Source organism: Mixta intestinalis (assembly GCF_009914055.1).
In the GTDB taxonomy this organism is placed as follows: Bacteria; Pseudomonadota; Gammaproteobacteria; order Enterobacterales; family Enterobacteriaceae; genus Mixta; species Mixta intestinalis.
The window spans coordinates 1,318,130-1,330,004 of the sequence record NZ_CP028271.1; the positions used below are offsets into that span (position 1 = coordinate 1,318,130).

General features: G+C 53.6%; 12 protein-coding genes. 9 read left to right on the forward strand and 3 right to left on the reverse strand.

All coding sequences use genetic code 11. The annotated features are described in order from the left end of the window. Positions 1-143: 143 nt before the first annotated feature. A complete protein-coding gene (locus tag C7M51_RS06240; protein ID WP_160620991.1) occupies positions 144-836 on the forward strand; it encodes a hypothetical protein in 693 nt (230 codons plus the stop codon). 497 nt (positions 837-1,333) lie between these two features. Here the strand turns inward: C7M51_RS06240 and C7M51_RS06245 are convergent, their stop codons facing one another. Next, positions 1,334-1,786, reverse strand: coding sequence for an Hcp family type VI secretion system effector (locus tag C7M51_RS06245; protein WP_160620992.1), 453 nt, complete (start codon positions 1,784-1,786; stop codon positions 1,334-1,336). 181 nt (positions 1,787-1,967) lie between these two features. Further along, complete coding sequence (locus tag C7M51_RS06250) at positions 1,968-2,891, reverse strand: LysR substrate-binding domain-containing protein (protein WP_160620993.1); 924 nt, start codon at positions 2,889-2,891, stop codon at positions 1,968-1,970. Between the two features lie 204 nt (positions 2,892-3,095). On the opposite strand from C7M51_RS06250, the gene C7M51_RS06255 reads away from it, so the two are divergent. The 8 genes from C7M51_RS06255 to tyrP all read left to right on the forward strand — a co-directional run bounded on the left by C7M51_RS06255 (position 3,096) and on the right by tyrP (position 10,976). Further along, entirely contained in the window at positions 3,096-4,010 is a 915-nt protein-coding gene (locus C7M51_RS06255) for a branched-chain amino acid ABC transporter permease (protein ID WP_208852118.1), read from the forward strand. An 8-nt stretch (positions 4,011-4,018) separates the two neighbouring features. Next, on the forward strand, positions 4,019-5,128 hold the full coding sequence (locus C7M51_RS06260; protein ID WP_160620995.1) for a branched-chain amino acid ABC transporter permease: 1,110 nt from the start codon (positions 4,019-4,021) through the stop codon (positions 5,126-5,128). Next, positions 5,125-5,892, forward strand: a complete 768-nt coding sequence (locus C7M51_RS06265) for an ABC transporter ATP-binding protein (protein ID WP_160620996.1) — start codon at positions 5,125-5,127, stop codon at positions 5,890-5,892. Before C7M51_RS06260 ends, C7M51_RS06265 begins: the two co-directional genes overlap by 4 nt. Continuing rightward, positions 5,885-6,607: an ABC transporter ATP-binding protein gene (locus C7M51_RS06270; protein WP_160620997.1), complete on the forward strand. Its 723-nt coding sequence runs from the start codon at positions 5,885-5,887 to the stop codon at positions 6,605-6,607. The genes C7M51_RS06265 and C7M51_RS06270 overlap by 8 nt, the downstream gene beginning before the upstream one ends. A 26-nt stretch (positions 6,608-6,633) precedes the next feature. Beyond that, positions 6,634-7,788 (forward strand): branched-chain amino acid ABC transporter substrate-binding protein, encoded by a 1,155-nt coding sequence (locus tag C7M51_RS06275; RefSeq protein WP_160620998.1) that lies wholly within the window; start codon positions 6,634-6,636, stop codon positions 7,786-7,788. An 18-nt stretch (positions 7,789-7,806) separates the two neighbouring features. After that, positions 7,807-8,289 (forward strand): L-2-amino-thiazoline-4-carboxylic acid hydrolase, encoded by a 483-nt coding sequence (locus C7M51_RS06280; RefSeq protein WP_160620999.1) that lies wholly within the window; start codon positions 7,807-7,809, stop codon positions 8,287-8,289. Then, positions 8,286-9,521, forward strand: coding sequence for a Zn-dependent hydrolase (locus C7M51_RS06285; RefSeq protein WP_160621000.1), 1,236 nt, complete (start codon positions 8,286-8,288; stop codon positions 9,519-9,521). The genes C7M51_RS06280 and C7M51_RS06285 overlap by 4 nt, the downstream gene beginning before the upstream one ends. Positions 9,522-9,764: 243 nt before the next feature. Continuing rightward, a complete protein-coding gene (tyrP, locus tag C7M51_RS06290; RefSeq protein WP_160621001.1) occupies positions 9,765-10,976 on the forward strand; it encodes a tyrosine transporter TyrP in 1,212 nt (403 codons plus the stop codon). 86 nt (positions 10,977-11,062) lie between these two features. Here the strand turns inward: tyrP and C7M51_RS06295 are convergent, their stop codons facing one another. Then, entirely contained in the window at positions 11,063-11,875 is an 813-nt protein-coding gene (locus C7M51_RS06295) for a MetQ/NlpA family ABC transporter substrate-binding protein (RefSeq protein ID WP_160621002.1), read from the reverse strand.

An 11,875-nucleotide genomic window follows, 5' to 3' on the forward strand; every position in this document is an offset into this window, starting at 1 on the left:
TTAGTCTGTACGCACCTGAAGCCCCGCCCTGCTCTTGCGGCTCCTGGCGGGCTTCGTTAATTAAACCGTTCCCCGTATTTAAACAATCCGCGCTGGGGCGATGTATAATTAAGTATTATCCATTAACAAGGGAAACTTCCCCTATGGGGCGTACGGATTTATCAGCGCTAAAGAATCAATCAGACCGCCAGCTGGCGTTACGGCTGGAAAAAGCCGTAGAAGCGGTTAGAAACGAAGTTATCACCAGTGCGAAAGACCTACGAAACGCCGCGCAGCGGCTAACTTTTTATACGTCCTGCTTTTTTGACGATTATCAAGACGTATGCAAAAATATAGAACAAGAAGATAAGCGTTTTATACTTGCTATCGTGCAATTAATTAAAGACAGAAATACTATTTATAAAATGCTCCAGCTTTATTATGAAATTGTTTTCAAAAATAAGAAACAAGATGAGCTATTAAAAATTAGAGACAGTTTAATAAAATCGGGTATCCGCGTATCAGCAGGTAATATAAACGGGCACGCGTTATCTTTGGCGGTAGCTACCGCGACTTTTTATAGTTTTAAAATGAATAACATAGTGAGGAGATACACCTTTGGTTTTACTAAATATGGAATATTACTGCTTAAAATGTATAGTTTTATTCCTGTTGCTAAAAAAAGTGCGGAGCGTTTACATATGTTAAATCCCGCTTATTATCGGACGCTATACGCACATAATCTTGAAATGATGTTTTTTTTAGTAGAGCCGTTCTTTATAGATGAGCGGGCGCTTCGTGCGGATAGGTTAAGCGACGACGACATAGTAAAAATAATCAAACATATGATTAATTAACATGAAAAAATACCTTCGTGATTTGCTTAAATTTCAATTGGCAATGTTCGCCTTTGCGGTAATCCCAAACGTACTTATTATATGCTTCGCTATTTTCGCTGTAACCTATCTACCTGATGATATTTGCATGAAAGCTATTGGTTTGTTTATATTGGTTGTAACAGTTGTTACGTTCATTATTTCCAGGAAAAAATTTTAAAGCAGACAGGATAGGTGAAGCTATGTAATAGACATTTTATGAAAACCGATGAATAATCTGATAATGAATATTGTGAAAAAATATCTGATTAGCTTACTTAAATTTGAGTTAGGAATTTTCGCCTTTGCAATAAGGCCAACTATTCTGGTCATATGCTTTGCTGTGTTTGCGGTAACGTATTTGCCTGAAGATATATGGCTGAAAGCGATCGGCCTATTTATACTCGTAACATTTATCGCGTCGGTTATTATAGAAAGGAAATTTTAAATAGCGGATGTTTCGCACATCCGCTATCTTATTATGCATGGTGCTCTTTTATATCCCAGGTTGTACGCGTTTCAGCGCCGCGCCCACCTCTTGAGGTTTGCTCCCAGTATTGGAACTGCACTTTATCGGCTTCCAGTCCATAAGACACCTCTGAGGCTACGCCGGAATCCCCCATCGAAATAGATACGATGCGCACGTTTTCTAACGTGATCCGACAGAATTCTTTATGCTCACTACCGGCGCGACATATTGCTAACTCAGCTTTACTTATCAGAGTCTTTTTCGTTGCGTGAGTAATCATTGCCGGAGTCGCTTTATCAAGAGAAGCATACACTATGACATTTTGAAAATTAACAGTGCCGTTAGCACCCGTTCCAGGGCTTTCCAAACCCCAGCTATATCCCTTTAAATCAATCCAGCCTTGATGTAAGTTATCTCTCGATTCCCCGGTAATCCCCTGCAAACGTAAATATAATTCATCCATTTATTTTCTATTCCATGTATTTAAATAACGTTTTATATTCCTGCAAGGGTGGGCAATCAATGCACGTGTAGATAAATATTTTTTAGCCTACGGACGTTACGGCTCCTGTTAATTAAGAGATTATACGGCTCCTCAATTCCTCGATCTCAACTCTGCTCCATTCTCCCCCACATTTCTACTTTCACCGCTGCGCCCGCAGCCAGCTTTGCAATAGTTTCCCTTCCGCTGTCATTTCGCTGTCCTGTCGCACGCAAAGATAGTAATCACGCCCATCGTCGATGGGTAAATCAAACAGCTTTACCAGTTCGCCGCTTTCCAGGTAAGGCCTGATAAGTGGCTCGCGCATCAGCGCGCAACCTAACCCAGCCTGTACCGCCGCCAGCGTCAGCAAACCATCCTCAAATAATGGTCCACTGCGTCCAGGTGTGCGTCGAACGTTTTGCTGAACAAACCACTGGTTCCAGGTCATGCGCTCTTCATCATGCAGCAACGGCATTTGCAACAGCTGTTCCGGGGTATCCACATGACCATGCAAACGAATAAACTCCCGACTGGCTACCGGCACCATCTTACCGGAGATCAACGGCTCGCTAAGATAGCCCGCCCACTGACCGCGCCCGAAGCGAATCGACATATCAGAGGCATCGCTAAGGTAATTACGATGGTTGGCATAAACTACGTTAATTTCCGTTCGTGGATTAGCGCGCATAAAATCCGGCAGCCGCGGGATAAACCAGCCCATGCCAAACAGCGGAATCAGGCTGATGGTCACCTGACGGTTTTGCGTCTGCTCAACCAGATGCTCTGTTGCCTGGCGCAATACGTTAAAGGCGGCACGAATCGAACGATAATATTCTCTGCCTTGCTGACTCAATATCAACCGGCGACCGTGCCGCTCGGTTAACGGCATCTGCAAAAAATCATCCAGCACCCGTAACTGATGGCTCACCGCCGAGGGAGAAATCGCCAGCTCCTGAGCGGCCTGCGTGACGCTGCCCAGCCGGGCTACTGCTTCAAAAGCGCGTACTGCCCGCAGTGGCGGATCGTTAGCCAGCGTACTGGTATCACGTGTTTCCTGATGGAATGATTGTTCTGTTTTTCTCATATGATGATCTGTTTCAGGCTAACCAGAAAAAGAGTGATTGATATAAAATACGGTAAAACAGTGAGTTATAGAAAATCTCAAACGTAATAAGAAATAATTTTTTCGTATTTCACAATTAAATTCAGTTGTTGGAAGGTAGCCCAAATTGAGCAATTTGTCGGGTTTATTTTGGACACCTTAATACAACAACTAATTAATGGCGTCATGTTAGGCAGTATCTATGCACTGATAGCCCTCGGCTATACGATGGTGTATGGCATTCTGCGCATCATTAACTTTGCCCACGGCGATATTTTGATGGTGGGTGCGCTGACTACGTTATCGGGCATGAACTGGCTTGAGCAAAGCGCGCCCGCTCTGCCGCCGCTGGTACGACTGGTGATTGCCCTGGCGATCGCGATGGCAGTATGTGCGCTGCTGGCAATGGCGGTGGAACGGTTTGCCTACCGTCGCCTGCGCAATGCGCCGCGCCTTGCACCGCTGATTTCCGGGATCGGCGTTTCCGTGCTGCTGCAAACCGTTGCGATGATCGTCTGGACGCGTAATCCGCTGATGTTTCCGCAAGTTTTGTCAATGGAGCCGATTGCCATAACGCATGGCAGCGCGGCGCATCCTCCGGCAATTATTACCGTCACCGGCATTGTCACCATCAGCCTGGCGTTGATCGTGATGATTGGCCTGTGGGCGTTGGTGGAGTTTACCCGCCTCGGACGCGGTATGCGCGCGGTGGCGGAAAACCCGCGCGTCGCCAGCCTGATGGGCGTTAACCCCAACCGTATTATCACCCTCACCTTTGCTATCGGCGGCATGTTTGCCGCGCTGGCGGGCGTCATGATGGCCAGCAACTACGGCAACGCCAGCTTCTCTATGGGCTTCCTGCCGGGAATTAAAGCCTTTACCGCTGCTGTATTAGGCGGTATCGGCAACATACGCGGTGCCATGCTGGGCGGCGTGCTGCTGGGCATGATTGAATCCCTGGGCGCGGGCTACCTCGGCGAGCTGACGAACGGTGTCTTCGGCAGTAACTACCAGGATGTCTTCGCCTTTATCGTGCTGATCCTCGTACTGGTCTTTCGCCCGGCTGGCATTCTCGGCGAGCGCGTGGCGCACCGCGCATAGGAAAAAAGATGACAACTTCAACATTACCGATAGCAGCGCCGCGTTCACGCCGTCTCTGGTCAGGGTTGGCGCTGTTTATTGTCGCTATCGCTATTGCTCCCATCGTGGCCGGGCAGCTCGGCGGTAATTATTGGGTGCGAGTGATCGATTTCGCCCTGCTCTATATCATGCTGGCGCTGGGGCTGAATATCGTGGTGGGCTTTACCGGCCTGCTGGATATGGGCTTTATCGCTTTTTACGCTGTAGGCGCTTACCTGGCGGCGCTGCTGGCCTCGCCGCATCTGCTGGATGCCTTTCCGTTGATGCAGGCCTGGTTCCCGGATGGGCTGCACACGTCCTACTGGCTGATTATCCCGGCTGCCGCCGTGCTCGCCGCCATCTGTGGCATCCTGCTTGGCGCGCCTACCCTGAAATTGCGCGGCGACTACCTGGCGATCGTGACGCTCGGCTTTGGCGAAATTATCCGAATCCTGATGCGTAACCTCGATCGCCCACTCAATATTACCAACGGCGCAAAAGGCATTTCCGGAGTTGATACCCTTTCGCTGTTCGGCGTGAAGTTTAGCGGCGTACAGCACTGGTTTGGTATGAAAATTCCCTCGCTGTGGCTGTGGTATTACCTGCTGATGGCGATGATTGTGCTGATTATCGTGGTCTGCCTGCGTCTGCAACACTCGCGTATCGGGCGCGCCTGGCACGCCATTCGTGAAGATGAGGATGTTGCCCGTGCGATGGGCATCAACGTGCGTAACTATAAGCTGCTCGCTTTTGCCATGGGTGCCTCTTTCGGCGGCGTTGCGGGCGCATTGTTCGCCGCTTTCCAGGGCTTCGTCTCGCCTGAATCCTTTACCCTCCAGGAATCGATCGCCGTGCTGGCGATGGTGGTACTGGGCGGCATGGGCCATATTCCCGGCGTTATTCTCGGCGCGGTGCTCTTAACCGCCCTGCCGGAACTGCTGCGTAGCCAGGCGGCACCGCTACAGCAGGCGTTGTTCGGCAGCGTACTGATCGATCCGGAAATTCTGCGCCAGCTGTTTTATGGGCTGGCTCTGGTACTGGTCATGCTGCTGCGTCCGACGGGCATCTGGCCTGCACGTCATGCGGAGACGAAGCCATGAATCTGTTAACTATTACCGGTATGAGCAAGCGCTTCGGCGGTGTGCAGGCGGTTGATAACGTCTCTCTTACCGTTCAGCCGGGAGAGATTTACGGTCTGATCGGGCCAAACGGTGCCGGAAAAACCACCTGCTTTAACCTGATTACCGGGCTTTATGCGGCGGACAGCGGGGCATTTCTGCTCAATGACGTGCCCTATTCGCCGCGCAATGTGGAAAAAGTAACCCGAGCGGGTATCGCCAGAACTTTCCAGAACGTGCGGCTGTTTAACGAAATGTCGGTACTGGAAAACGTAATGGTTGGTCGTCACGTGCGCACCCGCAACGGCCTGTGGGCCGCGCTGACACGGCATAAGCGTGCCCGTCACGAGGAAGCGCACACCCGCGAGCAGGCCTGGCACTGGCTGGAATATACCGGCATCGCGCAGTTTGCTCACTACCGCGCCTGTGACCTCGCCTATGGACATCAGCGACGTCTGGAAATCGCCCGCGCGCTGGCGACTGAGCCGCTGCTGCTGGCGCTGGATGAGCCTGCCGCGGGCATGAACGCCGCCGAAAAAGTTGCGCTTGGCGAACTCCTGAAGCGCATTCGTGACGATGGCAAAACGCTGCTGATGATCGAACACGACGTCAAGCTGGTAATGGGCATCTGCGATCGCTTAACGGTGCTCGATTACGGCAAGGTGCTTGCCAGCGGCGCTCCGGAGCGCGTACGCCGCGATCCGCGCGTTGTGGCGGCCTGGCTTGGAGGACAAAAGCATGACTGAACCATTACTGCGCGTTAACCAGCTTGGCGTCCATTACGGCGGCATCCAGGCGGTACGCGATGTTTCATTTGCGCTGCAAGATGGCGAACAGGCCACGTTGATTGGTGCTAACGGAGCCGGAAAAAGCTCTACGGTACGCGCTATTACCGGGCTACAGCCTTTCCGCGGCGAGATTATTTACGCCGGGCTACAGGTAGCAAAACAGAAACCGGAAGATCTGCTGCGCGCCGGACTGGTGATGGTGCCGGAAGGTCGCGGCATCTTCGCCCGTATGACGGTAATGGAAAACCTGCAAATGGGTGCCTGGCTACGGCGCGATAGCGCAGCGGTTAAAAGCGAAATCGACGATATCTTTAGCCACTTTCCGCGCCTCGGCGAACGTCAGCATCAGCTTGCCGGGCTGCTGTCCGGTGGTGAGCAACAGCTGCTGGCATTGAACCGGGCGCTGCTCAGCCGACCACGACTGTTGATTCTGGATGAGCCGTCAATGGGGCTGGCCCCGCTGATGGTTGAAAACATTTTTAAGGTTATCGCCACCTTGCGCGGGCGTGGCGTCAGTCTGTTGCTGATTGAGCAGAATGCCCGTCTGGCACTGGAAATCACCGATAACGCCTGGGTGATGGACAGCGGCAATATTGTTCACCACGGCGACTCACGCGCCCTGCTTGCTGATGACAGCATTGCGCAAATTTACCTGGGCGAAATGCCCGTCTGACAGCAAACCAACACCAGGAATAAATAATGAAAAAAATCACCCTCAGCGTGCTAAGCGCCGCCATTATTTCCGCCGGTTTCGCCAGCGCGCCCGGCTGGGCGCAGGAGAGCGAAACGGTACTGATTGGTCTCGCCGGACCGCTAACCGGGCCATCGGCGCGTATCGGTAAGGATCTGGAAAACGGTGCGAAGCTGGCTATCGACGATATTAATAAACAGCATCCGGTCATCGGTGGTAAAGCCGTTACCTTTAAGCTCCAGTCGGAAGACGATCAGTCCGATCCGCGCACGGCGGTTGCCGTTGCTCAGCGTCTGGTGGACAGCGAAGTCGCTGGCGTGGTTGGACACTGGAACACCGGTACCAGCATTCCGGCGGCGCGTGTTTATCATGATGCCGGCATCGCCCAGGTTGCGCCGGTAGCAACCGGTCACGCCTACACGCGTCAGGGCTTTGATACCAGCTTCCGCGTTATGGGCCATGATGATGACGGCGGTCAGCTGGCGGGCCAGTATGCGTTACAGACCCTGAAAGCGAAGCGCATCGCCGTTATCGACGATCGAACCGCCTTCGGTCAGGGGCTGGCCGATGAGTTTATTAAATCGCTGGAAGCTCAGGGTGTAAAAATCATCGATCGCCAGTATGTGGATGAGAAAACCGTCGATTTCAGCGCCGTGCTGACCTCTATCCGTAGCAAAAACGCCGATCTGATTTTCTTCGGCGGCGTTGACAGCCAGGCGGCTCCGCTGGCGCGTCGGATGAAACAGTTAGGCATCAACGCCACGCTGATGGGCGCGGGCGGCTTTGTCAGCCAGACCTTCCTGCAGCTGGCGCAAAAAGAGGGCGAAGGCGTAGTGGCGCTGGAGCCAGGCCTGCCGGTGGATCAGATGCCGGGCGGTAAAGGCTTCGAGCAGGCGTATCAGTCGCGCTATCACACCCATATTGAGCTGCATGCGCCCTTCGCCTATGACGCTACCCGCGTGCTGGTTGCGGCAATGCAAAAAGCGGATTCCGTCGATCCGGCTGAGTATCTGCCCGCGCTGCGCGCTATCAGCTATTCCGGCGTAACCGGACAAATCGCCTTTGATAAAGAAGGCAATCTGAAATCGCCATCGTTCACCGTTTATAAGGTGGTAGATGGTAAATGGCAGCCGCAAACCGTGCTCGGCGGTGCCGCGAAGTAACCGTAGTGAGGCAATGTGATGAGTGATAATAACGAGCTGGGCATCCTCGCCCGCCGCAAAATTGAAGCTGAAATTATTAAACCGATTTATGACATCATGGTACGCGAGCTGGGCAAAGCCCAGGCGCAGGCGATTATCGGCGAAGCCATTGAGCAGGCGGCCATCGATGCTGGCGCGCAGTTTGCGCAACAGGAACCTGACGGCGCGAATCTGCGTAGCTTCGTTGCCCTGCAATATCTGTGGGAAAAAGATAATGCGCTGGACGTGCGGGTGATTGATAACGACGATCGGCAGTATAACTATGACGTCACCCGCTGCCGTTATGCCGAGATGTATCACGAAATGGGCCTCGGCGAGATTGGTCATCTGCTCTCCTGTGCCAGGGACGATAAGTTTATCGTCGGCTATGCGCCGGAAGTGGAACTGACACGCACCACCACCATTATGCAGGGCGCACGCTGCTGTGATTTCCGTTACCATGTCAAAAAGGACAAGCCATGAGCGGGGCCATAACCGTTAATGCTGCCCGACTCTGGTCAACGCTGGAAGAGATGGCGAAAATTGGCGCGACGCCCGCCGGCGGCGTTACGCGCCTGGCGCTGAGCGATGAAGATCGCATGGCGCGCGATCGGCTACGCGACTGGGCATTACAGGATGGTTTTCACTGTGAGGTTGATACGCTGGGTAATATGTTTATCCGGCGTCCAGGTAAAAACCCGCAGCTGTCGCCGGTGCTGACGGGATCGCATGTGGATTCGCAGCCGCTGGGCGGGCGTTATGACGGTATTTACGGCGTGCTGGCGGGCCTTGAAGCGCTGCGCACGCTGAACGATCGCCAGATAGAGACCGAGCGCGATATTCTGCTGGTGAACTGGACCAACGAAGAAGGCGCACGCTTTGCTCCGGCGATGCTCGCCTCCGGCGTCTGGACCGGGCACTTTACCGATACGTTCGCCCTCTCGCGTACCGATAGCGCGGGCATCAGCGTCGGTGAGGCGCTACAAAAAATCGGCTATCAGGGCAGCCGCCCGACGCTGGCCTTTCCGCTGCACGCCTGTTATGAAGTGCATATTGAACAAGGCCCCATCCTGGAAGAAGAAGGCATCGATATTGGCGTGGTTCACGCGGCGATGGGACAGCGCTGGTACACCGTTACCCTGAACGGCTTTGCCGCTCATGCGGGCACCACGCCGATGTCCAGCCGTCGCGATGCCATAAACGGCTTCGCCCAGTTAGCGCTGGCGGTAGAAGAGATTGGTCTGCGCCATGTGCCGGATGGCAGAGCGACCATCGGTATGGTGCAGAATATCCCCAATTCACGTAACGTGGTTTCAGGCCAGGTGGTGTGTAGCGTCGAGTTCCGTCATCCTGAAAAAGAAGCGCTGGCGAGCATGGAACAGGCTCTCTACGAGGCAATTGACGCGCTGAGCGCACGCCAGCTGGAGACGCAGGTCGAGCGGATTTTTGATTATGCGCCGATTGCCTTTGATTCGGGCTGTATCGCCCGCGTCAGACAGGCGGCGGATCGCCTGGGCTACCCATGGCGTCCAATGGTTTCAGGTGCCGGTCATGACACCTGTTATCTCAACGCGATCGCTCCGGCGAGCATGATTTTTATTCCCTGCGAGAAAGGCATTAGCCATAACGAAGCGGAAAATATCCTGCCCGCCTGGTCTGAAAAAGGCGCTAACGTCCTGCTCAATACCTTACTCACGGCGGCACAGGAAAAATAATCCTGTCGCCATTTAGCCCCTGCGCTGGCCGGGGCTGAAAACCGCTGCATAGCCATCACGCCGTTACCCATTTCAATTCGTTTCGTCAGTTGCGCTCAGGCTGTCTGTTCTCCTTTACACCGTTAACCAGAAATATTAATGCACGGCCTCTGGATGTGCGTAATGAAGAATTGACGGGGTGTAAAGTTTAACTTACCCTGCGCAGCTTCTACTCTTTAGCGAAGCGTTTATTCAGGGGAAGGCGTGGGGAATCGCACTTTTGGCAGTATTTTTATTGTGGCTGGCACCACCATTGGCGCTGGGATGTTGGCAATGCCGCTGGCCGCCGCCGGGGTTGGACCAGGCGTCACGCTGTTATTACTGATCGGATTGTGGGCGCTGATGTGCTATACCGCGCTGTTGCTGGTTGAGGTTTATCAGCATACCTCTGCGGATACCGGGCTGGGCACCCTGACCCGCCGCTACCTGGGCAGGCCTGGCCAGTGGCTGACCGGCTTCAGTATGCTGTTTTTGATGTATGCGCTGACGGCGGCCTATATCAGCGGCGCAGGTGAACTGCTGGCGGTAAGCCTGAGCCAGTGGCTGTCGATAAATCTCTCTGCCAGCAGCGGCGTGCTGCTGTTTACGCTGTTTGCCGGGGGCGTTGTTTGCACCGGAACCCATATGGTGGATATGTTCAACCGCGTGTTGTTCAGCGCTAAAATTATCCTGCTGGTAGTGATGCTGGCATTGATGATGCCGCATATTCACCAGACCAATCTGATGACGTTACCGCTGGAGAAAGGGCTGGTACTGTCCGCCATTCCGGTTATTTTCACCTCTTTCGGCTTTCATGGCAGCGTACCCAGCATTATCAGCTATCTTAATGGCGATCTGCGCAAGCTGCGCTGGGTGTTTATTATCGGCAGCGCCATCCCGCTGGTGGCCTATATTTTCTGGCAGCTGGCTACGCTGGGCGCGATTGACTCGGCGTCCTTCAACGCCCTGCTGGCTAACCACGCCGGGCTGAACGGGCTGTTGCAGGCGATCCGCGAAGTGGTGGCCTCGCCACATGTTGAGCTGGCAGTGCATCTGTTTGCCGATCTGGCGTTGGCGACCTCTTTCCTTGGTGTCTCTCTGGGGCTGTTTGATTACCTCGCCGATCTCTGTAAGCGTAAAGCTAACGTTACAGGACGTCTGCAAAGCGGGCTGCTGACCTTCCTGCCGCCGCTGGTTTTTGCGCTGTTCTACCCGCAGGGATTTGTCCTGGCGCTGGGCTACGCGGGCGTTGCGCTGGCTATGCTGGCGCTGATTATTCCGGTGCTGCTGGTGTGGCGCAGTCGTCGGCAGCACGGCACAACCGCTTATCAGGTTGTTGGCGGATCGCCGCTGTTGGTACTGGTTTTTCTTTGCGGTATCGGCGTGATCGCGATTCAGATGCTGATCGCCATTGGCTGGCTGCCTGAAGTGGGATAAAACGCGGGAAAGCGCGTGATGCCAACGCCATCTTTCCCGCGCACAGAGGCGAAATATGCCCCGGCAGGCGGTGCCGGGACATCGTTTTAGTTATTAACCGGAATCACCGCACCTTTATATTTGGTGCGGATCCACTCCTGGATTGCTTTTGAGTGCAGCACGTCCACCAGCGCAACGATATCTTTCTTCTTCTCATCGCCGCGACGCACGGTAATAATATTGGCGTACGGATTGTTTTCCGCGCTTTCTACCGCAATCGGATCTTTCACCGGATCGAGACCGGCATCGATAGCGTAATTAGCGTTAATCACTACCGCATCGCCCTCATCATTGGCATACATTTGCGGCAGCAGCGATGCTTCAACGTTCGGCATAAATTGCAGCTTTTTCGGGTTCTCAACGATATCGTCGATACGGGCATTCACTTTATTTATGCCCGGCTTCAGCTTGATCACCCCTTCCCGCTCAAAAATCGTCAGGATGCGCCCTTCCTCGGAAACCGCATCGCGCATAATAACCTTACCGTTCTGCGGCAGGTCCTTCAGCGATTTATATTTCTTTGAGTAGATGCCGATCGGTTCGATATGAATCGCTCCGGCGCTGACAAAATCGTAATCCTTATCGCCCGCGTGATCCTTCAGTACGCTGTTGAGATAGGGAATATGCTGGAAGTAGTTCGCATCAATATCATGGCTGGCCAGCGCAGTGTTAGGCAGGATGTAATCCTGAAAAGGTTCGATCTCCAGATCGATGCCCTGCTTTGCCAGGATCGGTTTGGCCTGCTCCAGGATTTCCGCATGAGGAACGTTGGACGCGCCGATTTTTAACGTATCCGCCCAGGCGCTCAGACTCATAGTGCCCAGCGCCGCCGCCACCAGCAGCGTAATGGTTTTTTTCAT

Excerpts from the sequence above, each read along its gene's own strand:
- C7M51_RS06240 (WP_160620991.1), top strand. The coding sequence starts at position 144 with ATGGGGCGTACGGATTTATCAGCGCTAAAGAATCAATCAGACCGCCAG.
- C7M51_RS06245 (WP_160620992.1), bottom strand. The coding sequence starts at position 1,786 with ATGGATGAATTATATTTACGTTTGCAGGGGATTACCGGGGAATCGAGA.
- C7M51_RS06250 (WP_160620993.1), bottom strand. The coding sequence starts at position 2,891 with ATGAGAAAAACAGAACAATCATTCCATCAGGAAACACGTGATACCAGT.
- C7M51_RS06255 (WP_208852118.1), top strand. The coding sequence starts at position 3,096 with ATGTTAGGCAGTATCTATGCACTGATAGCCCTCGGCTATACGATGGTG.
- C7M51_RS06260 (WP_160620995.1), top strand. The coding sequence starts at position 4,019 with ATGACAACTTCAACATTACCGATAGCAGCGCCGCGTTCACGCCGTCTC.
- C7M51_RS06265 (WP_160620996.1), top strand. The coding sequence starts at position 5,125 with ATGAATCTGTTAACTATTACCGGTATGAGCAAGCGCTTCGGCGGTGTG.
- C7M51_RS06270 (WP_160620997.1), top strand. The coding sequence starts at position 5,885 with ATGACTGAACCATTACTGCGCGTTAACCAGCTTGGCGTCCATTACGGC.
- C7M51_RS06275 (WP_160620998.1), top strand. The coding sequence starts at position 6,634 with ATGAAAAAAATCACCCTCAGCGTGCTAAGCGCCGCCATTATTTCCGCC.
- C7M51_RS06280 (WP_160620999.1), top strand. The coding sequence starts at position 7,807 with ATGAGTGATAATAACGAGCTGGGCATCCTCGCCCGCCGCAAAATTGAA.
- C7M51_RS06285 (WP_160621000.1), top strand. The coding sequence starts at position 8,286 with ATGAGCGGGGCCATAACCGTTAATGCTGCCCGACTCTGGTCAACGCTG.
- C7M51_RS06295 (WP_160621002.1), bottom strand. The coding sequence starts at position 11,875 with ATGAAAAAAACCATTACGCTGCTGGTGGCGGCGGCGCTGGGCACTATG.